Origin of the sequence: Siminovitchia acidinfaciens, from assembly GCF_003605385.1 — a bacterium.
In the GTDB taxonomy this organism is placed as follows: domain Bacteria; phylum Bacillota; class Bacilli; order Bacillales; family Bacillaceae_C; genus Siminovitchia; species Siminovitchia acidinfaciens.
In genome coordinates this window covers 900,075-923,337 of sequence record NZ_QYTV02000001.1, presented here as the reverse complement: position 1 = coordinate 923,337, position 23,263 = coordinate 900,075, and the positions used below count along the sequence as shown (strand labels likewise).

The 23,263-nt window shown below is 41.8% G+C and carries 23 protein-coding genes and 1 tRNA gene; 11 read left to right on the top strand and 13 right to left on the bottom strand.

Annotated elements, in window-relative coordinates:
• Positions 1-634 precede the first annotated feature (634 nt).
• Positions 635-1,510, bottom strand: a complete 876-nt coding sequence (locus D4T97_RS04275) for a DMT family transporter (protein ID WP_126047943.1) — start codon at positions 1,508-1,510, stop codon at positions 635-637.
• A gap of 98 nt (positions 1,511-1,608) precedes the next feature.
• Between D4T97_RS04275 and D4T97_RS04270 the strand changes: the two genes are divergently transcribed.
• The 5 genes from D4T97_RS04270 (at position 1,609) to D4T97_RS04250 (ending at position 4,233) form a co-directional block, all read left to right on the top strand.
• Positions 1,609-2,301 (top strand): MgtC/SapB family protein, encoded by a 693-nt coding sequence (locus D4T97_RS04270; protein ID WP_126047941.1) that lies wholly within the window; start codon positions 1,609-1,611, stop codon positions 2,299-2,301.
• A 102-nt stretch (positions 2,302-2,403) separates the two neighbouring features.
• Entirely contained in the window at positions 2,404-2,781 is a 378-nt protein-coding gene (locus tag D4T97_RS04265; protein ID WP_126047939.1) for a YkvA family protein, read from the top strand.
• A 486-nt stretch (positions 2,782-3,267) separates the two neighbouring features.
• Positions 3,268-3,396: a YjcZ family sporulation protein gene (locus D4T97_RS04260; protein ID WP_126047937.1), complete on the top strand. Its 129-nt coding sequence runs from the start codon at positions 3,268-3,270 to the stop codon at positions 3,394-3,396.
• A 293-nt stretch (positions 3,397-3,689) separates the two neighbouring features.
• Positions 3,690-3,762: transfer RNA gene (locus tag D4T97_RS04255), tRNA-Ala, on the top strand.
• Between the two features lie 111 nt (positions 3,763-3,873).
• On the top strand, positions 3,874-4,233 hold the full coding sequence (locus D4T97_RS04250) for a carboxymuconolactone decarboxylase family protein (protein WP_126047935.1): 360 nt from the start codon (positions 3,874-3,876) through the stop codon (positions 4,231-4,233).
• Between the two features lie 39 nt (positions 4,234-4,272).
• On the opposite strand, the gene D4T97_RS04245 is transcribed toward D4T97_RS04250, so the two are convergent.
• The 4 genes from D4T97_RS04245 to D4T97_RS04230 form a co-directional block, all read right to left on the bottom strand.
• On the bottom strand, positions 4,273-5,931 hold the full coding sequence (locus D4T97_RS04245) for an SLC13 family permease (RefSeq protein WP_126047933.1): 1,659 nt from the start codon (positions 5,929-5,931) through the stop codon (positions 4,273-4,275).
• 133 nt (positions 5,932-6,064) lie between these two features.
• Positions 6,065-6,784, bottom strand: a complete 720-nt coding sequence (locus D4T97_RS04240; RefSeq protein WP_126047931.1) for a response regulator — start codon at positions 6,782-6,784, stop codon at positions 6,065-6,067.
• Positions 6,777-8,387 carry a DcuS/MalK family sensor histidine kinase gene (gene dcuS / locus D4T97_RS04235; protein WP_126047929.1) on the bottom strand — a complete coding sequence of 537 codons (1,611 nt, stop codon included), beginning with the start codon at positions 8,385-8,387 and terminating at the stop codon, positions 6,777-6,779. The genes D4T97_RS04240 and dcuS overlap by 8 nt, the downstream gene beginning before the upstream one ends.
• 102 nt (positions 8,388-8,489) lie before the next feature.
• Positions 8,490-9,209 (bottom strand): TerC family protein, encoded by a 720-nt coding sequence (locus D4T97_RS04230; RefSeq protein WP_206435528.1) that lies wholly within the window; start codon positions 9,207-9,209, stop codon positions 8,490-8,492.
• 741 nt (positions 9,210-9,950) lie between these two features.
• Here D4T97_RS04230 and D4T97_RS04225 point away from each other — a divergent pair.
• Entirely contained in the window at positions 9,951-10,379 is a 429-nt protein-coding gene (locus D4T97_RS04225; RefSeq protein WP_126047927.1) for a hypothetical protein, read from the top strand.
• Between the two features lie 170 nt (positions 10,380-10,549).
• On the opposite strand, the gene D4T97_RS04220 is transcribed toward D4T97_RS04225, so the two are convergent.
• The 5 genes from D4T97_RS04220 to yugI all read right to left on the bottom strand — a co-directional run bounded on the left by D4T97_RS04220 (position 10,550) and on the right by yugI (position 16,322).
• Positions 10,550-10,954: a YugN-like family protein gene (locus D4T97_RS04220; RefSeq protein WP_126047925.1), complete on the bottom strand. Its 405-nt coding sequence runs from the start codon at positions 10,952-10,954 to the stop codon at positions 10,550-10,552.
• Positions 10,955-11,066: 112 nt separating this feature from the next.
• Positions 11,067-12,311 carry a Glu/Leu/Phe/Val family dehydrogenase gene (locus D4T97_RS04215; protein WP_126047923.1) on the bottom strand — a complete coding sequence of 415 codons (1,245 nt, stop codon included), beginning with the start codon at positions 12,309-12,311 and terminating at the stop codon, positions 11,067-11,069.
• A gap of 46 nt (positions 12,312-12,357) precedes the next feature.
• Entirely contained in the window at positions 12,358-13,548 is a 1,191-nt protein-coding gene (locus D4T97_RS04210) for an ornithine--oxo-acid transaminase (RefSeq protein WP_213083719.1), read from the bottom strand.
• Positions 13,549-13,622: 74 nt separating this feature from the next.
• Positions 13,623-15,167 carry an L-glutamate gamma-semialdehyde dehydrogenase gene (pruA, locus tag D4T97_RS04205; RefSeq protein WP_126047919.1) on the bottom strand — a complete coding sequence of 515 codons (1,545 nt, stop codon included), beginning with the start codon at positions 15,165-15,167 and terminating at the stop codon, positions 13,623-13,625.
• A gap of 759 nt (positions 15,168-15,926) precedes the next feature.
• Complete coding sequence (yugI, locus tag D4T97_RS04200; RefSeq protein WP_126047917.1) at positions 15,927-16,322, bottom strand: S1 domain-containing post-transcriptional regulator GSP13; 396 nt, start codon at positions 16,320-16,322, stop codon at positions 15,927-15,929.
• Positions 16,323-16,603: 281 nt separating this feature from the next.
• Between yugI and D4T97_RS04195 the strand changes: the two genes are divergently transcribed.
• Together D4T97_RS04195 and D4T97_RS04190 are read left to right on the top strand one after the other, a co-directional pair.
• A complete protein-coding gene (locus tag D4T97_RS04195; protein WP_235872140.1) occupies positions 16,604-17,428 on the top strand; it encodes an alpha/beta fold hydrolase in 825 nt (274 codons plus the stop codon).
• A 41-nt stretch (positions 17,429-17,469) separates the two neighbouring features.
• Positions 17,470-18,660: a MalY/PatB family protein gene (locus D4T97_RS04190; protein ID WP_126047913.1), complete on the top strand. Its 1,191-nt coding sequence runs from the start codon at positions 17,470-17,472 to the stop codon at positions 18,658-18,660.
• A gap of 143 nt (positions 18,661-18,803) precedes the next feature.
• On the opposite strand, the gene D4T97_RS04185 is transcribed toward D4T97_RS04190, so the two are convergent.
• Positions 18,804-19,295 (bottom strand): superoxide dismutase family protein, encoded by a 492-nt coding sequence (locus D4T97_RS04185; protein ID WP_126048093.1) that lies wholly within the window; start codon positions 19,293-19,295, stop codon positions 18,804-18,806.
• Between the two features lie 219 nt (positions 19,296-19,514).
• Here D4T97_RS04185 and D4T97_RS04180 point away from each other — a divergent pair, with 219 nt between their 5' ends.
• A complete protein-coding gene (locus D4T97_RS04180; RefSeq protein WP_126047911.1) occupies positions 19,515-19,916 on the top strand; it encodes a hypothetical protein in 402 nt (133 codons plus the stop codon).
• A 40-nt stretch (positions 19,917-19,956) separates the two neighbouring features.
• On the opposite strand, the gene D4T97_RS04175 is transcribed toward D4T97_RS04180, so the two are convergent.
• Together D4T97_RS04175 and D4T97_RS04170 are read right to left on the bottom strand one after the other, a co-directional pair.
• Complete coding sequence (locus tag D4T97_RS04175; protein WP_126047910.1) at positions 19,957-20,184, bottom strand: hypothetical protein; 228 nt, start codon at positions 20,182-20,184, stop codon at positions 19,957-19,959.
• A 110-nt stretch (positions 20,185-20,294) separates the two neighbouring features.
• The gene (locus D4T97_RS04170) at positions 20,295-21,002 is read right to left on the bottom strand and encodes a peptidylprolyl isomerase (protein ID WP_126047908.1); all 708 of its coding nucleotides are present in this window, start codon (positions 21,000-21,002) and stop codon (positions 20,295-20,297) included.
• Between the two features lie 106 nt (positions 21,003-21,108).
• On the opposite strand from D4T97_RS04170, the gene D4T97_RS04165 reads away from it, so the two are divergent.
• Positions 21,109-21,519 carry a kinase-associated lipoprotein B gene (locus D4T97_RS04165; RefSeq protein ID WP_126047906.1) on the top strand — a complete coding sequence of 137 codons (411 nt, stop codon included), beginning with the start codon at positions 21,109-21,111 and terminating at the stop codon, positions 21,517-21,519.
• Between the two features lie 437 nt (positions 21,520-21,956).
• Positions 21,957-23,165: an MFS transporter gene (locus D4T97_RS04160; protein ID WP_126048091.1), complete on the top strand. Its 1,209-nt coding sequence runs from the start codon at positions 21,957-21,959 to the stop codon at positions 23,163-23,165.
• The last annotated feature ends 98 nt before the right edge of the window (positions 23,166-23,263 follow it).

The following is a 23,263-nucleotide window of genomic DNA, read 5'->3' as shown; positions in this document are numbered from 1 at the left end:
AAATTATTGACGTTTCGTTTCGTTCAGTTTTCAAAGATCAAACTTGCAGTTGCTCTCTCGAGCAGCTTTTCCATTGTATCACACTCAAGTCAACTTGTCAACAATTTTTTATGATTGTTTTTTTCTCGCTGTTTTGAGGCGACTTTTTCATTGTAACTCGTCATCCTCAGTCTGTCAAGAACTTTTTTAAGTTCTTCCGGAAGTTTTAAGCAACTTCGTTTGAGGCGACTTTTATATAATAACTTCTGTCCGGAAGCTTGTCAATCCTTTTTTTGAAATTCTTTTTTTGAATTTCTTTTTGGATGTTTAACTTCTCTGTCGGACAGGTAATAATATATCACGATGTTTTAGAAGATGCAATAGTTTTTTTGAAAAAAATTATGTTTTCATCTTCCTCTCTCACAATACATAGATATAATAGCAAACATCTATACATTTGGGAAGGTGATTTCTATATTAACTACTATTGCCCTAATCATTTCTTTCTTAATGGCTCTTTACCTTTTTTCTTATTCTTATATAGAAGGACTTCGTATAAGTAATGCCGAAGAGAAGGTAGAAGCCGGGACATTTATTTTCATGTCCTGCATGGCTTTTGTTTTTTCTGGCTTTACCTACATCTTCATATAATGATTCAACTTTTTCTTTCGTTACTAATGAATAAAGAGACACTCAAAATAATGATTATTCCTCCTATTATTTGTGTCATGAGTACTTTCTCGCCAATTATGATGTAAGCAAGAATAGTAGCTCCTACAGGTTCAAACAATATGGCCATAGAAATGACTGACGTACTGATCCACTTCAACGCCCAATTAAATACGGAGTGTCCAAGCAAATTTGGCAATATCGCAAGCAGCAAAAAGTAAACCCATTCTGATGAAGGGTATGGATACAACGCTTCCTGAGTAATTAAAACATAAATCAATAAGGCAATCGCACTGAATAGGTAGACGATAAACGTATAAGTCATTAATGAAAGTCTTCGCCTGATCGTTTGTCCGATTAACAAATATCCGGTAATCAATGCACAGGCCGCTAAAGCGAGCATATCGCCGAAAAGCGCACTGCCGCTAATCCAAAAATCTCCCCAGCTAATTATGATACTGCCAATCACCGCAACGATAGCGGAAGCAATCGCCTTGAAAGAGAACTTTTCTTTGAAAAAGATAAACGTCCCGAAAAAGGCAAAAAGCGGCTGCAACGTAACAAGAACAGTTGAGCTTGCAACGGACGTATAATTAAGAGATTCGAACCACAGTATGAAATGAAAAGCCAGAAAGATTCCGGCAACCGCAGAATATAGCCAGTCTTTTTTTGAAATTCGTTTCAGTTCCTTTGCATAATTAGGAATAAAAACGGGAGCCATAATCAAAACAGTAAACAGCATTCGATAAAAGGCAATAATTCCTGCATCTGCTGTAGACAGCTTCACAAAGATGGCAGAAGTGGAAATTGATACGACAGCCAGAATAACGGCTGCATACGGATTGATTTTTGGTGTTTCCATATATCATCTTTCCTTTATGGGTTGCTTTTAAAATATGATAAAGTAAATTAACGTATTTTTTTTCATTTCCAATTCTATAGAGACAGGGAGAGAAGCTAATGGAAATGATCGATATAGAACTACTAATAAAATTATGTATTTCCGCAGCCCTTGGATTAGTCATCGGTCTAGAGAGAGAGTTAAAACGAAAACCTCTCGGTCTGAAGACAAGTCTCGTCATTTCAATCATCAGCTGTCTTTTGACAATTGTATCGATTGAATCGGCCTATCTTTTTCCAGGAAGCGACGAGGTAAGAATCCAAATGGATCCACTGCGCCTTGCGGCCCAGATTGTTTCGGGCATCGGTTTCTTAGGTGCCGGTGTCATATTAAGACGAGGCAATGACCATATTTCCGGATTGACAACAGCAGCAATGATTTGGGGAGCAGCAGGAATTGGCATTGCCGTCGGAGCCGGATTTTATACGGAAGCTGTAGTTGGAGTCGTATTACTCATCATTAGTGTGGAAGTCATTCCCTATGCGTTGACAAAGATCGGCCCAAAGAAACTTTTAAAAAGAGATCTTCTTATTAAGATTACAGTAACAGAAAGAGAAAGTGTTGAACACGTTCTTTTGAATCTACAAAAAGAGAAAATCCATATCACCCACACCCGTATCAAAGACTTAAGAGAACAATCGGCTCATCTATTAGAGTTGAAAACACGTGTCAGTGCAAAAAGATCTGTTACAAATATCTATTATACGCTCTCTCACATAGACGATGTTCAAGAAATTGAGATAATGAGCTAACGTATCCAACATAGGCTACAATCGATAAATCTATTATAGTTGAAACTTAAATAGTAATTGATGTAGAAAAACATCGAGCAACATATATAACCACTAAAAAGAATCACACACAATTTCAGGAAGCTTAAGCAGTATATTTCCATACTTTATCTAGCTTACAGAGACCCCCGAGTACCCGGGTATGCCAAATGTGTCGCCATTTGCGTTGTTGCGTATGCTATTAGTCCAATTGATTTAATACCAGATTTCATACCAATTTTGGGATATTTAGATGATTTGATCATTGTTCCTATTGGGATCATAAATGCCTTGCTACTAATCCCACGGACAATTATAGAAGAATATAGGAATAAAGCTGAAGAAAATGGACAAATAGAAAAACCAAGGAATTGGATTATCGGTACTTTTTTCATTGCTGCATGGATCATTTGTTTCGTATGGTTGACTCTCATGGTGCATCAGATATGGAAGGTTAACTAATTTCACCAGAAAGTAGTAATGTCAGCGTAAGTGAAACGACAGGACAGCTAAGAGTGATACCGTCACTTCACATTAAAGCCCGCTAATCACGGGCTTTTTTTATTACCATTCAAAACGTGCATGTCTGTGCCTGTGCTCTCATTCGTGTTCTTCACAACATTCACATCTTGAACGTCTCTTCTTCGTTCATCATTAAAGCAAATACCTACTTACACCTTCTTCAATATCTACTTAAAGCCGGCTTTGTTAATAATGTAGTGGAGCATGTCGAATTTGATTGAGAGGATTTATATTGCAGTTTTTCTGAACTAGGAAGCCGCAGGCGGGTGTTATACCCGTCTAGGAACAGAAAATGAGGGTCAGTCCTGATAACCAGTATTGGTTAATATCCATTTTATACCCATTTTTAATATTTGTCCGCATATCCCTAGCTCGTTTCACTTGTACCTGCATAATTTGTATTAATCCTATAAGGTGGTGAAATTCATGTGTTGTTTTGGCCGTAGGTATGGCGGTTATGGATATGGGGGAGGATACGGCTTGGGTACTTCCTTTGCGTTAATCGTAGTACTGTTCATTCTGTTGATCATTGTTGGCACGGCATTTCGTTACTAGCTTTCCCGTGGACAATACCACAACCGAACCGACTTCCGAATCCATTTCGGCTCACTTCAACCTCCTAGAGCGCTTTAATCAAGCGCTCTTTTTTTGGAAAAATGCAAGTCAGAGTCGAGGATTATCAAAAAAAGTGTGTTAAGATCAAGAATGTCAATTATGAAGTCACCCATCCACAGACCCCTATACTAAGGCCATATTGACTTTGTTCAAGAATTTGAGATAATTAATTTTAAATTTCTCTTGCACTTTTTATAAAAGTTTATATAATAGATATTGTGTTCAATTTTAACGGGGCATTAGCTCAGCTGGGAGAGCGCTTGCATGGCATGCAAGAGGTCAGCGGTTCGATCCCGCTATGCTCCATCTATATTAAACGCTTGATCCATATAGGATCGAGTGTTTTTTTTTGCATAAAATTTCTTCGTATGTTTTTATGCGCTGTAGTAATAATATCATTCGAAAGGAGAGATGAATATGGAAGAACACAATTTTTCAGAAGCAGCATTGCAGGAATACAAGGATGGCATTGGTTTATTTACGAAAAAAATGCCTGAAATCGCAAAAGCGTATAATCATTTTACACAGGCCTGTTTCGAGGATGGCAACCTTTCCCAAAAAGAGAAACAAATGATTGCTCTGGGAATTAGCATTTATGCACAGGATGAGTATTGTATCATTTACCATACAAAGGGATGCCTTGACCAAGGATGCACCGAAGAAGAAATTTTGGAAACAATCGGTGTCACTGCCGCATTCGGAGGCGGGGCAGCTATGAGCCAAGCAGTCACACTCGTACAACAGGCAATGGAAGAGTTACGGAAATCTCCCCACTGATACGCAAAAAAGCTGCCTTGGCAGCTTTTTTGCGTATCATTATTTAAATGCCTCAGGATATACGGTTAAATCCACTCCCCAAAGTACAGGAAGTATTAAGAACACAAACGCGACGATTAAAATTAAAACAAATACATTAACCCAAAATCCGGCCCTGATCATTTCTATTAGTTTTAATTTGCCCGTTGCAAACATAATCGCATTAGGCGGGGTTCCGACAGGCATCATAAATGCGCAATTGGCCGCCATTGCAGCTGGAACCATCAATGCAAACGGATGAACGTTGATTGCGAGTGCCAACGAAGCCAAAACAGGCAAAATCATCGTAGCTGTCGCAGTATTGGAAGTAAATTCTGTCAACCCAAGGACAAGTGCTGTCGAAAGTAAGATAATTAGGATGAAATGGACTCCTTGCAGAACTGTCAATTGCGTTCCCATCCACTCAGCTAAACCAGTATCTATAAATCCGCCCGCAATGGCCAAGCCTCCTCCAAACAATAACAGAATTCCCCATGGAATTTCTTTTGAGTTTTCCCACTCAAGCAATCGTCCTTTACCTTTTCTTACCGGGATTAAAAATAATATTACTGCAGCAAGGATGGCGATCAATGTATCGGATAGCGTGGTGATTCCAATGATATTCTCCCACAGGAATGTTCGGGTAATCCACATGAATGCAGCAAATAAAAACACTAGTAGAACCATGGTCTCTTCAAAGCTGATTTTACCCAATGCCGTTTTTTCTTTTTCAATCAACTGTTTCCCGCCCGGCAATTCTTTCAATTTGACCGGAAAAGCAATCTTAGTAATATAAAGCCAAGTTGCAAAAATCATGATGATCACAACTGGAGTTGCAAAAGCCATCCACCCCGCAAATGAAATTTGGATATCAAAAAGCTTGTTGACCGTTGCGGCCAAAATGATATTGGGCGGTGTTCCGATCAGCGTACCAAGTCCGCCAATAGTTCCTGAGTAACCGATTGCCAAAATAACGGCTTTTTCAAAGTTGCGGTTATCTTCGGCATTTGTCTCACTGTTCCCTTTCATAGCTGCAGCCGCCTGATATACAATCGCAGTTCCAATCGGAATCATCATCATGACGGCAGCGGTATTAGAAACCCACATTGATAAAAAACCTGTTGCCGCCATGAATCCCAAAACGATTCTTTGAACATTTGTCCCTATAAGAGAAATGATCGTCAGCGCTATTCGTTTATGAAGATTCCATTTCTCCATGGCAATGGCAATAAAGAAGCCGCCCAAAAAGAGAAAGACGATTGGATCTCCGTATGAAGCGGTTACATCTGATCCAGCCATCGCTCCAGTCATCGGAAGCAAAATGATTGGCAATAAAGATGCCGCAGGAATCGGAATAGCTTCGGTAACCCACCATGTAGCTACCCACAGCGTTACAGCGAGAACTGATTTAGCTTCAGAACTTAACCCCTCGGGTGTAAAAAACAATTGTGTCAGAATAAATAATAATGGGCCTAATATCAATCCCACTTTCTGGGGGGTTCTATATGAAACAGGACCTTTCCCGCCATCCTGGTGATCGAAACCTTCTGCCTTTCTCATACTCCTTTTATTTTCATTTTCCGCTCTTTTCTTAGGCATTGCAAACATCAACAAATTCTTCGTTTGCCGATGTGATTTCCATAAAGTCTCCCATGCGGATAATATATGTGATTTTCCCATGGCCGCCGTCACTCCTTTTAAATTAATGAAAAAGCGCTTTCACTAAAATTAGGTTATCCGCATTTCCTTAGTTAATGAAGTCTGTTAAATTAATTTAAAAGTTTAGTAAGTAATGTAAGTGAACGAAGGTACTTTAAGGTACATCAATATACTGCTTGATCACCTCCAACTTTTCTTTTCTAAGGCAATACTTGTTTGCAGGGCGCCCCTTTGTTCCATAGTCTACCCTCTTATCAAGGAATTGAATCTCCCACAAAAAGTTTAAATACTTCCCCATTGATACACGGGAAATACCGACATCCAGTGCAAGTTCCTCTGTGGAAAAAGATTGCTCCTTTTTTTCCATAATTTCTTTTGCAATCATCTCCAATGTGGTCCTTGTCAGTCCCTTTGGTATATCAGCTGCGGCAGTCTGATTTTCTTCCCGCTTGAAAAGCTGGTCAATTTCGGATTGCTTTAGCCTTTCTTTCTGCTCACTTAACAACTGTTTTGTTTTTTTATATTTTCTTAAAGATGACTGGAAGCGTTCAAACTCAAACGGCTTAATCAAAAAGTCAACCACTCCAAGATGGAGGGCCGACTGGATCGTTTGAATGTCATTTGCAGCAGAAATGATAATGACATCAATATCATTTTTTTCTCTTCTAATTTGTGTTAGCAGCTCCAGCCCCAGCTCTCCTGGCATAAAAATATCCAGCAATAAGAGGTCCGCTCCAGTATTTTGCAGCATACCCAGAGCTTCCTCTGCATGGGGGGCAATGCCTATACATTTAAAGCCGGGGATAGCTTCCAAATACCGCTTATTAATTTCAGCAACCATTGGATCATCTTCCACGATTAATACGTTAATCAAAATCATTCTCCTCTTCCTTATAAGGAAACTTCACGATGAATGAAGTTCCTATTATGTCATCTGATTCAAATGCGATTGTTCCGTCCAATGACCGGACGCTTTGCATTACATTATATAACCCGAACCCCTTTTCAGAGCCTTTGGTAGACTCCCCTTTTTGAAAAATATGATCTCTGATTTCCCCGGCGATTCCCTTTCCGTTATCTTTTACAGTGATAGCGCATGATGCACCGTCATAATGAAAAGAGACAGAAACCTGTTTTTCGATATTATCCTTCACAGCGTCAAATGCATTCTCTATTAAATTGCCCACAATCGTTATCATATGATGGGCGGTATTCGGATCTGCAGATGACGGTAAAGGAGTATTGGCCCTGTAACGGAGTTTGACTTGATTTTCCCGGGCATAGCTTCCCTTACTAAGCAAAAACCCGGCGATTACCGGATCTTTCACAATATTGGACACGCATCCGGTTTCCGCTTGAAAAAGTTTGGTTTGTTTTCTCAAATATTTTTCGAGTCCCGCATACTCTTTGATGTGCAGCATTCCTGTGATAACATGCAGGATATTCATGAATTCATGGGTTTGGGCACGCAGTGCATCCGCATACGTGCGAACACCCGTCAACTGCTCTGCCAACGAACTGAGTTCAGACTTGTCCCTAAAAGTCGAGATGGCACCCACCGTTTGACCATTCACTTTCACCGGCACGCGGTTCACGAGAATAGGCAACCCGTTTATGTCACTTTCCTGATCATATTCGGCCCTGTCCGACTGTAAGATTCTAATTAATCGGCTGACCGGCAAATATTCATCTACCTTTTTGCCAACCGGATTAAGCGGAAGGCCTGCCTTCCTGAAAATCCTTACTGCCTCCTTATTGGCCACAACGATGGTGTGTTCAGGGTTGACTGCGATGATTCCTTCACGGACCGATTCAAGCATGGCATTTCTTTCTTCAAGTAAGCTAGCAATCTTATAAGGTTCCAGCCCAAATAAAATCCGATTGATTCTCCTTGCTAAGGATATCGCCCCAATTATCCCCAGCAAAATCCCGACGCCCATGCCGGCGTAGATGATATACCTGCTTTTAGATACGGTATCCTTTACAGTTTCAAGAGATATCCCCACTGAAACAGCGCCGATTTGCTGACCGGCATCATTGAAAACTGGCTTGAAGGCACGAAGCGAAGGACCAAGAGTTCCTTCCGCAATGGAAGTGTATTGTTCCCCCTTTAATGCCCGAGTCTCATCCCCTCCAACAAAAGGTTTTCCTATTATATCGGCGTTTGGATGCGTCTTTCGGATTCCATCCATATCCATGACAACTATAAAAAGCAAATTTGTATCGTGCCTGATCTTATTAGTAAAGAGTTGAACTTCTTCTGATCTTTCATTTTCATCCAATGATTCTTTCACCAGAGGAACTTCACTGACAGTCTGTGCGATTCCCATGGCCTTTTCCGCCTGATGCATTTCAATATTGTCAGCGGTTACATTTACAAGTAGTATTCCCGTTGCAGAGAGAGCAGCAATGACGACAACCACCACAAAAATGATAATAGCCGTCTGAAGTGATATGTATCTTTTTCCGAAATTCATAATTATCCCCGCTTTATCAAAGATAAGAAAAGGCGCAAGGCGCCTGATATCACACTTTTTAATCATTGAAAAGACCGGCAATCGCCGGCCGGATAATTTCTATTAAGTAGAGTGCCTGACTTTCCTTTTGGCTTGTCCTCTTTTATTTGTCATATAACCTGCCAAAAGAATGAAGACTGTAATGCCACCAGTGGCTAAATACGTTTCCGTTTGATTGGAAATTTCAGTGATGCCTTGGATCAATTTGTCTCTTAGAATCATCTCCCCGGCTGTCCACGCCAGAATACCAGATCCAATATAAGCAATCCAACTGTATTTTTCTATTGCTTTGACAATAAAAACAGATCCGTAAATCATGATAGGAATACTGATTGCCACTCCAATAGCAACCATAATGACGTGGCCATTCGCTGCGCCTGCAACAGCCACCACATTATCCAAGCTCATGACAACATCAGCAAGGATAATTGTTCCCACAGCTTTTTTAAAAGTGCCATGGGCCGATACGGTTGTTGAGTCTTCCCCGCCAACAAGTACTTTAAAAGCAATCCAAAGAAGCAGGAGGCCTCCGATGAGATCAACATAAGGAATTTTTAAAAGCCATACAATAAGTACTGCAAATACGATTCTCAAAACCACCGCTCCTGCAGTTCCCCAAACAATCGCTTTATTTCGCATCTCCTTAGGCAATTTCCTCGTCGCCATTGCAATCACAACGGCATTATCCCCCGAAAGTACGATATCGATCGCGATAATTTTTAATAAAGCAACCATTGCCGCTGTTGTAATAGTGATGCCGAATATAGTTGCGGCTATTTCCATATATCTTCCTTCTTTCTCTAAAAGCATACCTCAACATTTGATTATTTCATTATAGCACAATCTAATATCGTTAGAGATTTTTAACTTTAGGCATCACTATTAGAAAATGGTTATTTTCACCGGATTATTTGTCCAATCAGTCGTATACACACATCAATATAGTAATAACAAAGGTAAAAAGTCTTAACAAAATTATTAAGGAGTGATACTTGTGGGATTTGAGGAACGTGAAGAACAAGAGTGCAGACACTGCAGAAGCTGTATTTGCGATCGAATTAGACGATTGGAGTTCAACGAAAAAGTAACTCTTTTTTTAAAAAGTTCGAGAAAAATTGAAGATGTCAGATTCGTTTGCTTTAAAGAGAGAGAGTGCTGCGCCGAATTCATAAGACATCATGAAGGCCATGACGAGCTTTTCCTTGTAAAATGCAAAGACATTGTGGCAATTCGTATTAAATCATCATCCTATCATCCACCGGCTTAAGTGTCAAATAATGCCCGACTGTTCCCCAGATGGGCATTATTTGACGTTTTTTACTGTATTAGATGAATTAAAATTTCTCTTATGATTACAGCAGATGATTAAAGTAAGCCCTAATAAACCAAAGATCTTTTTATATAGTCAATATTATTAAAAATGTTTGTTTTCACCAGACTATCTGTCCAATCAGCCCTCTGTATACATCAATATATTAATACTAAAGGTTAAAAGCCTTTAAACTAATATAAGGAGTGGTGAATGTGCGCTTTGAAGTAGGTGAATTCGGTCTGGAAGAATCACGCAGACATAGAAGAAGAGAACTAAGATGTGAGTGCGGTGATGTGAGATGTGATTGGGATTGGGGTTGGGATGGTGATTGTGGTTGCGAACGTGAAGAACACCGCAGACATCGTCGGGAAGAAGATCGCGAAGACAGACATCATCGGGAAGAAGATCGCGAAGACAGACATTGCAGAAGCTGCATTTGCGAACGAATCAGAAGATTGGAGTTTAACGAGAGAGTGACTTTATTTTTAAAAAGCTCAAGTAAGATTGAAAATGTAAGGTTCGTCTGCTTTAAAGAGAGAGAGTGCTGTGCCGAATTTGTAAAACATCATGAAGGCCACGATGAACTGTTTTTAGTAAAGTGCAAGGATATTGAAGCAATTCAAATCAAATCTAAACATTAAATCTGTATGTATTTATAGGGTGTGCTTTTCGTGGCCACCCTTTCATTAATCACTCCCACATTCTTGAATGTAATATGGCTTAGACGAGGTAGGGTATGTACCTCGTTCTCTTTTTTATGCATCTTTTTAGGAATACTGGTTGGGGAGCACTCCTCCCCATAATAGACCTCTTATATAGATAGCGCTGTTTCCAGTTCTCTGACAAGCTCTCTCCCTTTTGCAACGTATTTGTCATCCACCGAACCATCCGGATCTTCCGGTTCTGCAAACTGATTGAAAGAAGCAGTCATGTTTCCAGGATCAGGCCCGTCATCAAGTCCTGCTTGATACACATGGTTAAGCACGAACGGCGTACCCAGTTCAACAACAGCCCCTCTTTTATCCAACTGACCGTCGACAGCTGAAAAAGGCACGCGCAAAAATTGATACCCTTCATCATTGGCCATTTTATAGTCAAAGAACCCACGATCATAATCCCAGTTTCCCCCAATCGTATAGCCTCGTGGTTTAAGTAGTTGCTCCAATTTATGTAAATTAAAACGCCTTCCCTCAATAGCAGACTCAATTTGAATCATTATTTTCACTCCCAGGTGTGTTTTATATTATTGTTCCTAGGAAAGAGTTATATATACAAAAAAACTGCCGCTGCAAAAGCAGCGGCAGTTAAAATCATTTTTTATATTTATATTACACCCAGCCCCTGAAGCGGGACGCTTCAGCGACATTGCGAAGTCCGAGCATATATGCAGCAAGGCGCATATTGACTCTGCGGCTTTGGGAAAGGTTGTAAACATTATTAAATGCTTCAACCAATTTTTCCTGTAATCTTTCGTTTACTTCATCTTCTGTCCAATAGTAGCCCTGGTTGTTCTGCACCCATTCGAAATAAGAGACTGTTACTCCGCCGGCACTTGCAAGCACATCCGGAACAAGGAGGATTCCACGCTCAGTCAAAATCTTCGTTGCTTCTTCTGTAGTTGGGCCATTGGCTGCTTCAACAACGATGGACGCTTTGATATTCGGAGCATTTTCACCAGTGATTTGGTTGGCTACTGCTGCCGGAACGATAATATCACAATCAAGTTCGAATAATTCCTTATTCGATATTGTATTTTCAAACAATGTGGTCACAGTACCAAAGCTATCTCTTCGATCCAATAGGTAGTCGATATCCAGTCCGTCAGGATCATGCAATGCACCGTAAGCATCAGAGATACCGACAATTTTTGCGCCTGCATCGTAGAGGAATTTAGACAGGAAGCTTCCTGCATTACCAAAACCTTGAATGACGATTCTTGCATCCTTCAAGTCAAGGCCTCGCTTCTTTGCCGCCTCTTCAATACAGATTGTCACGCCTTGGGCGGTTGCTTTTTCCCTTCCTTGCGATCCGCCTAGGACAATCGGTTTTCCTGTAATAAAGCCTGGGGAGTCATTTTCACGGAGACGGCTGTACTCATCCATCATCCAAGCCATGATCTGGGAGTTCGTTAATACATCCGGTGCCGGAATGTCCTTTGTCGGACCCACAATCTGGCTGATTGCACGAACATATTCACGGCTGAGGCGTTCGATTTCTCCCATTGACATAGTACGAGGGTCACAGATGATTCCGCCTTTTCCGCCGCCATATGGAAGATTCACAATGCCGCATTTTATCGTCATCCACAGGGACATCGCTTTCACTTCTTCCTCCGTCACTTCCGGATGATAGCGAACTCCTCCTTTTGTGGGGCCTACTGAATCATTGTGCTGAGCACGAAAGCCGGTAAAAACCTTGACCGATCCATCATCCATCTTTACGGGGATTCTGACGGTCAGCATACGAATCGGCTCTTTTAATAATTCATACATTTCCTCGCCAAACCCAAGCTTGTTAAGGCTATCTTTAATAACATGTTGTGTTGATGTAAGTAAATTAAGATTTTCTGCCATCTCTTTTTCTCGCCTCTTTGTTTAGTAATCGACTATCATTATAACATTAGGATAGAACTTTTTTAATACGTTCAAGCGCCCAATCGACTTCTTCCCGGGTAATGACCAGGGGCGGTGCGAATCTAATGACATTTTCATGAGTTTCTTTACAAAGCAGACCTTCGTTTTTCAACGCCTCGCAATATTTGCGGGCTGCTTCATGTAATTCTACTCCGATGAACAACCCTCTCCCTCTCACTTCTTTAATTATTGGATTATCAATCTCTCTTAATTTTGACACAAAATAGTCACCAAGTTCAAGTGAATGGTCTGAAAGATTTTCATTTTCAATCACTTCCAGAGCAGCAATTGAAACTGCACACGCCAACGGATTACCTCCAAACGTCGACCCGTGTGAGCCAGGGTTGAATACACCAAGTACATTTTCATTGGCGCAAACGCATGAAATCGGGAATACTCCTCCTCCGAGCGCCTTCCCCAATACATACATATCAGGTTCAATTTCCTCCCAGTCGGAGGCAAACATTTTCCCTGATCTTCCAAGCCCTGCTTGTATCTCATCTGCTATGAACAATACATTGTTTTCCTTACAGACATCGTAAGCGGCTTTTAAAAAGCCCTCCGGAGGTATCACCACCCCTGCCTCACCTTGGATGGGCTCTATCAAAAATGCAGCGGTATTTGGCGTAATGGCGTTTTTCAAGGCCTCCAAATCTCCGTAGGGTATCAGTTTGATTCCCGGCAGAAGCGGTCCAAATCCATGTTGGTATTCTTTTTCTGAAGAAAGCGAAACGGCTGTCATTGTCCGCCCGTGGAAGTTGCCCTCACATGCAATGATTTCTGCTTGATTGTCCGGTATCCCCTTAACATCGTAGGCCCATCTGCGGGCAGTTTTAAAAGCCGTTTCAACTGCCTCTGCACCGGTATTCATTGGCAGAGCCATTTCTTTATTTGTCAATCGGGTAATTTTTTCATACCATGGTCCCAATTGGTCATTATGGAATGCCCTTGATGTCAATGTGACCCTCTCTGCCTGGTCTTTCAATGCCCTGATGATTTTCGGATGACGATGGCCTTGGTTGACCGCCGAATAGGCGCTCAGCATATCCATATAACGATTCCCTTCAGGATCGTGGACCCACACGCCTTCAGCTTCAGAGATGACGATGGGCAGCGGATGATAATTTCGCGCTCCATATTTTTCGGTCTGCTCAATGATTTGATCTGTCTTCGACATTGACCTCAACCCCTATTAATAAAATGATGAAAGCCTGTCTATTGAAACAGAGGGATGGAACAAATGCAACTTTCCTACAACATTTCCGATGTCGTTTTGGCCTGCATATGAAGGAGCAGGTAATCCGGTCCTCCCGCTTTGGAGTCAGTGCCCGACATATTAAAGCCGCCAAACGGCTGATAACCTACAATCGCTCCTGTACAGCCCCGGTTAAAGTATAAGTTTCCTACATGAAAGTCTTCACGAGCCTGCTCCATATGCATCCGGTTATTCGTAATGACAGCCCCGGTCAATCCATATTCTGTATTGTTGGCAATCTCAATAGCATGATTGAAGTCGTGCGCTTTTGCAAAAGCGACAACAGGACCGAATATTTCTTCTTGCATGATGCGGGCTTTCGGATCAACTCCCGCAATAATAGTCGACTGGATAAAATAACCTTTTGAATCGTCCCCTTCTCCACCAATCATCAATTGGCCCTCTTTTTTGCCTATTTCTATGTAGCCCATTATTTTATCAAAAGCACTTTGGTCGTTTACAGGCCCCATGAAGTTCCCCTGATCAGCGGGATCCCCGACCTTCAGTTCCCTGGTAAGTTCCACCGCCCGCTCAAGCACCCGATCATATACATCAGCTACAATAACCGCACGGGAGCATGCAGAACATTTTTGACCTGAAAACCCAAAAGCCGAATAGACAATCGATTGGGCCGCCAGCTCAAGGTCTGCCTTACTGTCGACGACTATCGTATCCTTTCCGCCCATTTCAGCAATCACACGCTTCAACCACATTTGGCCTTCGTTAACGATCGCCGCCCTTTTGTAAATACGGATTCCGACTTCTCTTGATCCTGTAAAACTGACAAAACGGGTTTTTGGATGATCAACAAGGTAATCGCCTACCTCTGCTCCACTTCCCGGTATATAATTTAAAACACCTTTCGGAAGTCCTGCCTCTTCCATCACCTCAACGAATTTAGCTGCAATTACAGGTGTGGTTGATGCAGGCTTCAATAAGACTGTGTTTCCGGAAACAATTGCCGCAACAGTTGTGCCGGCCATGATGGCAAAGGCGAAATTCCATGGAGAAATGACAACCCCTACCCCCAGCGGAATATAATCATAGCGGTTATACTCCCCCGGACGGCTCTCGACTTTCTTCCCATCTTTCAGTTCCAGCATCTGCCTTCCATAATACTCCAAGAAGTCGATGCCCTCAGCTGTATCGGCATCAGCCTCATTCCACGGCTTCCCTGCTTCCTTGACAAGCAAAGCAGAAAACTCATGCTTTCTCCGCCTTATGATGGCGGCGGCTTTAAAAAGAACGTCCGCACGAATTTCAGGTTTTACCTTTTTCCATGTTTCAAAGGCAGACAACGCACTGTCCATAGCTTTTTGAACCAGATCTTTATCAGCTTTTGAAACACGCCCAATGACCTCTTCTTTGCTTGCCGGGTTAATGGAGACGATTTTTTCATGAGTAGTAATCCGCTCTTCCCCGATCACAAGTGGATAATCCTTTCCCAGATACCCTTCCACGAGATCTAGCCCCGCCTCGAACGCTTCTTTATTTCCCTCCTTTGAAAAGTCCGTGAATGGTTCATGTCTGTAAGGAATCATCTTGTTTCCTCCCTCTATAATCACTTTATTAGGTTGCCTTAATAATTGAGTTATAAACGCAGGTCAAAAGTAAGACTCTTACATATATAAGAATGAAGAATTAAACGGTATTTTTCAAGTTATTTCGATTATGAATTTAAAAAATTTAATCAAATTTGATTTTTGTGCACAAACATATGTTTCTTTCCTGGATGCGGCATTGTGAAAAAAGCTATTCATACATATTTAAATCAAAACAAAAATTTAAGCGCATGTTCATCCAGGTAGAGACTGTTCAGAAAAGCGGAAGCCGTCAGCTTAGAGGCAACAAGTTCTGGCCGCCCAAAGTCGAGACATCCTGTGCTGCCAGCGTCACTAGGATATCCTATCCGTCGGAGGTCAAGCCAGTGAAGTCGCTCTTTGATATCACTTACTTGACAGAAGCGACCTCGTGTCCCTGCCGACTATAGCTAGATAGCCGAATGCGGAAACACCTTGGTTAGCGGGCAAATAAAACGATCCCGAGGAGGCAGTACTTCAGCCGCCAAGGAAATTGGCTTATAACCTTAAGGTGGTGGCACTCGGCAGGCTCAGGGCAGCGACGTCCTGTCGCTTTGCTTCACTAGCACATCCTGTGCGTTGCAGCCGAACAATAGGCGCTGCTCGAGCCGGACGTAGTATAATCCGATTAGCAAGTTACCTACGGGCATTAAATTTTATTGTAAGAAACCACAAAAAAAGCTGAATCCATAATTGGAAGTCAGCTTCGCTTGAAACATATTATTTTTTAATCAAATCATCGCGCTCGGATTTTTCAATCCATTCTTGAAGCTTGTCTTTTAACGTGTTAAACCCTTCACGGTCCACCTCATCCAGCTTAACGCTTCCTTGACGGCGTGCACGGGGCTTCTTTGCTTCCTCTGCAGGCGGCTCTTCTTCCAATGCCCGGATGGAAAGGCTGATTTTTCCCTGTTCTTCATTGATTTGAAGTACTTTAACTTTCACTTCGTCTCCTACAGTAAGTACTTCGTTGATGTCTTTGACAAACCCATGTCTAATTTCCGAAATATGGACCAAGCCCTGGGTATCATCGTCCAGTGCGACAAATGCTCCGTATGGCTGGATTCCTGTCACCTTCCCAGTAAATACGTCACCTTGATTATATTTTGCAGTCATGAAAACACTCCTAATTTAAATTTAATTTTCTCCTATGAACGCAATAGAAAATACTAACATAAAAATGGTAAAAAATCAAAGTCATATTGTATCATCTTCTTTCCCAAAATAAAATTTCTTAAACTTTGCAAAGAACTTTGAAATGATGTTTAAAACAGATAAAAAAGGTAATAATCATACTGTAGGACATTCCAATATTCCCCCTTTTTATGAATGGTCGTGGCTTTTTTAAGCCACGAATTTTTCTTTTATCGGGGGATTCGCATCAGGAGGGAAGTTTCTTGGAGGGCAAAAAGGAATTCATCAACGGCATTCACATTTACTATGAAGAATATGGAAATTTCCGCGCAGCACATACGATTGTTCTCCTGCATGGATTTTTATCCTCTTCATTCAGCTTCCGGATGCTGGTCCCCTATTTAAGCAGAGACTTTCATGTCATCTCGGTGGATTTGCCGCCATTCGGATTTAGCGATAAATCCAAAACATTCCATTACTCCTATAAAAACATTGCCGCAACTGTTTTAAAATTATTAGATAAAATCAATATCCAGAAATTTTCGGTTGCCGGCCACTCCATGGGCGGACAGATCGCTTTGAATATGATGAGTCAGGCACCGGAAAAAATTGTTAAGGGAATTCTCCTTTCAAGCTCCAGCTATTATGCCCGAGCAAAACGACACCACATTTTAGCTTCCTACCTTCCTTTTTTTCCGGCCTTTGTCAAATACTATTTGGGAAAAACAGGTGTAATCGGGAATTTGAACAGTGTTGTTTATGACAAGTCAATAATCGATGAAACAATGATTCAAGGTTATGCAAACCAATTTGAGGACCCAAGAATTTTTTCTGCACTTGCCCTTTTACTAAGACACCGCGAAGGTGACTTACCTAAAGAAGCCTTACAGAATATACAAACACCGTGTCTCTTAGTTTGGGGAGAACACGACAAAATTGTTCCTGTCGCTATTGGAAAGAAGCTTTCCGAGGATTTGCCGCATGCAAAGCTCGTAATCTTAAAACAAACCGGCCATCTCGTACCTGAGGAACAATACCAGGATGTTTATCAAGAAATCCGCTCTTTTCTAAATGTTGAGACATATTAGCTGACACCCTTCTCATCAATAGCATATAATGATGGCTAAAAATGAGAAGGAAAGGCGTGCGACAATTGATTAATTTTGATGTAAACATCGATCGAAAAGATACCCGTTCTATGAAATGGGATGGGATGAAAAAAGTGTTTGGCAGGGACGACCTCCTTCCCATGTGGGTTGCAGACATGGATTTTCGCCCCCCTCAAGAGGTTATCGACGCTTTTAGAGAAAGAGTGGATCACGGAGTTTTCGGATATACGATTGTAACCGACCGTTTGGCCGCGGCAATTTGCAATTGGACAAAAATGCGCCACGATTGGGATATCAGGTCTGAGTGGCTGTTATACAGCCCTGGAGTGATTCCATCCGTACATACTGCAATCCAAGCGTTTACAAAGCCGGGGGATAAAATCCTTGTCCAATCACCGGTGTATACGCCTTTTTTCCATATGATTGAAAGAAATTCAAGAGAAGTAGCCAATTCACCACTTGTCTTGAAAAACGGCCGATATGAAATAGACTTTGAAGATTTTGAAGAGAAGCTGAGCAACGGAGTGAAAATATTCTTGCTGAGCAACCCGCACAATCCGGCCGGAAGGGTTTGGGAAAAGGAAGAGTTGACAAGATTGGCGAAGCTTTGCAAAAAGTACAATGTATTGATTGTATCGGATGAAATTCACGCCGATCTTGTCGCTGCTCCTTATAAACATATTCCACTCGCGTCATTGGATGAGTCATTTGCCGACTTCACACTGACACTCATGGCGCCGACTAAGACTTTTAACCTTGCAGGGGTACAAGCTTCATTCATGGTTGTGCCAAATAAGAACTTACGGACTAAAATGGCAGTTGTTCAAGCAAGTGAAGGATTCTCCATGTTGAATACGTTTGGTGCCGTTGCAATGGAAGCAGCCTATACACATGGCGGCAACTGGCTTGATGGAGCGTTGAAATACATCCGGTCCAACATCGACTATGTTAAGGAAGAAATCGGCTCACAGATCCCTTTATTGGATGTCATTGATCCGGAAGGAACCTATTTGGTTTGGATTGACTGCCGCAAACTAGGGTTGTCAGATGCTGAGTTGAAAAAACGAATCCTGGAAAAAGGAAGACTGGCATTGAATTTTGGAAACGCGTATGGCCCGGGAGGGGAAGGTTTTATCCGGATGAACGTTGCCTGTCCAAAAGAGACAGTGATAGAAGGCGTGAGAAGATTAAAGATAGCGCTTGTTGACTAATATTAAGAGCGGACCTATATAGGCCGCTCTTTTTGTCCTGGTTCAGGAAATTATAAAATTCTACACCTGTCGATAATATTTCCCTGTCTAGCTCCAACGCTCAGCGACTAGCAGACTTCGCTAAACGAGCGCTTGCGCTATTCTTACTTCGCCGGCTTTTTATTTTTTGTAATTTCACCACAGGCAATCCTGTTTCCAGAGTCACCCGCCGGCTGCGACATTCCATCATCAGCTTGCTCATGAATCACAAGGGACGTTCCATCTTTCGTATAAAGAGAGCTTTTCTTTTGTTCGAAAGTGACATCCTTCGCTGTCACGTCCATTTTCACTTTCCCGTCTTCATCTACGCTGATATTCGGCAGGTCACCTGCATGCGGCCCTTTTTGATTCAATAGCCCATGCTCTTTTTTATCCGGATTAAAATGGTCACCGGCCGAAGCAAAGTCAGGCGGCTCACAGGATCCTTTTTCATGAATATGCATGGCATGTTCCCCGGGAGGCAGTCCTTTTAATTCGCCTTTGAGCTTAATGCCTTTGGTCTGTTCTTCAAAAGTGATTTTTCCGAGAGAATCACCGTCCGGATTTTTCATATCAACATCAAATTTCTTTGGCGGTGGATTCTGACAGCCTGCCATTAATAAAATAAAAATTAAAATAATAGTGTATTTCCTCAAGCTCGTCCCCTCCCGGCTTTGTTTCTCCCCATTTTAACCAAGGGCAAACTTGTTTATTCGTTCAGAAAAGCTCTGCCGCAAAATCCTTTGACGAGGAAGTGTTTGCGCATCATTGCTTCCGCTTATAATAAATGACAGGAAGTTAAATCTGCCCGGGTTATTGATGTTGGGAGTGAGAAGATGTTTTCTTTTCGAGGCGACGGACATAAACTATATTTACAGTTACGAGAAAAAAAGGACATAAACTCTATAAAAGAGCTCAGAGAAACAGAAGAAATCATTAGCTTTTACGAATCCCTTGACAGCTACACACTTAAGTTGGCCCGCTCCCGCATGATTAAAGAGAAAAATGGCGTGGGTATAATTCCAATCTTTGTGACTGCTATTCCCTGGCTCTTATTTTTATTTTCAAGTAAACTCCAAAAGGTCTTATTTAAGGATGGCAGTATGCTTTGGGCCGTATTTGCATTTCTATATCTCATTGCATTAACCGGGAGTGTGCTGGGTCACTTTAAAGAAAAGGCATGGACTGCCTTTCACCTGCAAATCATCCAGGACATTTTGGACGACAGAGGCAAATAATTGGTGTCTGACCCCATAAAAAAAAGCACCTATCAGGTGCTTATACGTGTTTGCTGTTTCTTTCACGGTTGATCCGCTCTTCTATTTCTTTCGTTTTCAATTCTTGTTTCTTCGATACTCTTTTTATGAGTACGAAAGTTAAAACACAAGCGACGCCAAAAATGGCCATCGAAATCGCGGCTGGAATATATTCGGATTTGTCTTCCGGAAAATATAGAAACGGCATGTACAATACGAATGACTGTAATACGGACAGCACGTTAAACATCCCTTCCTCATTAAAGCGTATACCCTTATTATAGCCAAACTCTTGTCTCACTTCCAACAGAGGAAAGATGGCAATTGTGTGAAAGCCGCCCTAAGGCGGCTTCTTTACACTTACTCTTTAATGATATCAATGCTTTCAATTGTTACATCTTCAACAGGCTTATCAGCCATACCGGTCTCTACATTAGCAATTTTATCGACAACATCCATGCCTTCGATGACCTGTCCAAATACTGTATGACGGTGGTCAAGGTGAGGTGTTCCGCCATGCTCCATATAAGCGTCAACGATTTCTTTCGGGAATCCCGCGTTCTCCATTTGGCCTTTCATCCCTGAATCCATATGGCTGTTTTGGACAATGAAAAATTGGCTTCCATTTGTACCAGGTCCCGCGTTTGCCATAGAAAGAGCTCCACGCAAGTTAAAAAGATCTCTGGAAAATTCGTCTTCGAAAGGCTGACCGTAAATGCTTTCTCCGCCTCTGCCCGTTCCAGTCGGGTCGCCGCCCTGAATCATGAAATCCTTAATGACACGGTGAAAAATAATTCCGTTGTAATAACCGTCTTTACTATGTTTAATGAAGTTTTCAACGGTTTTCGGAGCTTGTTCAGGGAACAATTTAATTTTAATAGATCCGAGATTCGTATTCATTTGAACAACTTTTTCATTTTCTGCAACCTCAGTTGTCAATTGTGGGTAAGTCACTTGTTCTGACATTTTTGCATCTCCTTTTTTCTCTTCTGATTTTTCTTTTTGGCCGCATCCGGCAGCCAGAAATAAAATTATCCAACAACTAATTAAAAGATTCCACTTTTTCAACTTGCAAACCTCCACTGATTACTTTACAGCATGCAGGCCGAAAATTCATCATTCTTCCATTTTAACCATAGGTCAGCCATAATAGAAGCATAGAGGTGATCAATCGATGGAAAATGGTCAAATAGTCAGGGCTTTTAGAAAAACCGGTTCATACATAGGGGAAATTACCGAAGTCCGGCAGGATATATGTATTGTACGGGTACTGGCTGTATTGAAGCATCCAATGCAGGGAAATCTTCATCATCCCAGGGAAGTGGAGGTCCCATTCTTCCATGAAAGAAAGGCACATGCCTTCCGGGAACAGATTCAGGTGCCGTCCAATATGGTGCGCCCATATGAAGATGAAATTCCAAAATACGAAGACAGTCTAAAGGAAGCAGTCCAGAAACTATATGAAGAACTGGCCTCGAAGCCCGAGGATCCTTTCAGTAATCGGAGTCTCGAAGCTTTAAAGGTATTAATCCGTGAATATGAATTGATGTACGGCCTTGAATGGCCAAATATTGCCAAAAGCTGAATCTGTAGGATTCAGCTTTTTTATGTAGGTAGGCTCATTTCTGCACTTGGGGGACTGGGCTCGGTAGTTCATATTGATGGGACGCAAGCTCATTTTTTTCAGCTTACTCTTCAATTTTTATGAATCTCTTCGCTATTACTAACTTACTCTTTGCTTTTCATGGATACTCTTCGTTTGCGCTAACTTACTCTTCTTTTCATGAATACTCTTCGTTTGCGCCAATTCACTCTTCATTTTGATGAAATAATCTTTGCTGTGGCAAGTCTACCATTCGCTTTAACCGGAACACTCTCCCCCTTTGGGGTATTGCCTTTTGAGCACTCCCAAAGTTTACCTGCAGCACCTATTAACAAAGCTCCCTAAGTTGAATTTTCCCTTGGCCGGGTTATAATATGTTTAGGTACACGAAATAACTTTCAATTGAGAAGGTGTTTTTTATCAGTATTGAAAAACGCAATTTATGGATCATGTGGATATGTAATTTTATTATTGCAGCAAGCATGACCATGGTGTTGCCGTTCCTTTCTTTGTACATTAAGACATTTGGAGATTTCAGTGCAGAATATGTCCAGCGCTGGGCTGGCTTCATTTTTGGAGTCACTTTTTTGACAGCTTTTTTTATGTCTCCCATTTGGGGTCGCATCGGAGATAAATACGGATTTAAGCCGATATTAATTATTAATGGTCTAGGGATTGCTTTAAGCATCTTCTTAATGGGGTTCATGCATCATGTTCATGGGCTTTTTTTATTGCGATTGGTCATGGGAATCGTCACTGGTTTCATTCCGACTTCTGTTGCACTTATCGCAAAACAAACCCCTAAAAAAGAAGCGGGGGAAACCCTTGGAACATTGCAGATGGGCACAGTGGCTGGAACTTTATTTGGGCCTCTAATCGGCGGATTGATGGCTGATTCATTCGGATTCCAATATACGTTTATTATTACTTCACTTGCGATTGTACTGGCGACGATTGTTGTCATAATCGGAATCGTTGAAAAGCCACGTGACGATCAACAAAAGGGAAGGATACGTCGATCGAGGAAAGCTGTCATTCAGCTTATTTTACAGCGCAGGATGCTGGTCAGTGTCATGGCTATTGCATTCATTATCCAGGCAGGCTTATTCAGCATCCAGCCGCTTCTATCGCTTTACGTCAGTGAGCTTACAAGGGCGGATAGTGTCGCTTTATTGTCTGGACTCGCTTTTTCCGCCACCGGATTTGGCAACCTGCTCCTAACAAGGAAGTGGGGAAAGCTTGGCGATGATATCGGCTATGACAGAGTGATGATGATCCTCCTCATCCTAGCCGCCATTTTGATTGTTCCACAGGCTCTCGTCACTGAGCTTTGGCAACTCGTCATTTTGAGATTCCTATTTGGAATGGCTATTGGGGGAATGCTTCCATGTATAACGGCTTATATCAGGATGGAAGCACCGTATGAGCTTCAAGGGGAAGTCCTTGGATATAACCAGAGCTTCCGATTCCTAGGTAATGTGGCCGGCCCACTGATAGGCGGCATAATTGCGGGATATATGGGCATATCTTCTGTATTCTATGTGACCGGCCTGTTATTTTTACTGGCTTTCGGGCTGCTTTGGTGGAGCATGAAGCAAAGCCATGCAAAGGTAAAAGAAATTTATTGATTGATAGGGAAGCATCCGGTCAACGGAGCTTCCTTTTTTTGTCTAAAAATGCTGAAATCCCCCTATTTTCTCCTGCTATAATTGTGAACATTCTATGA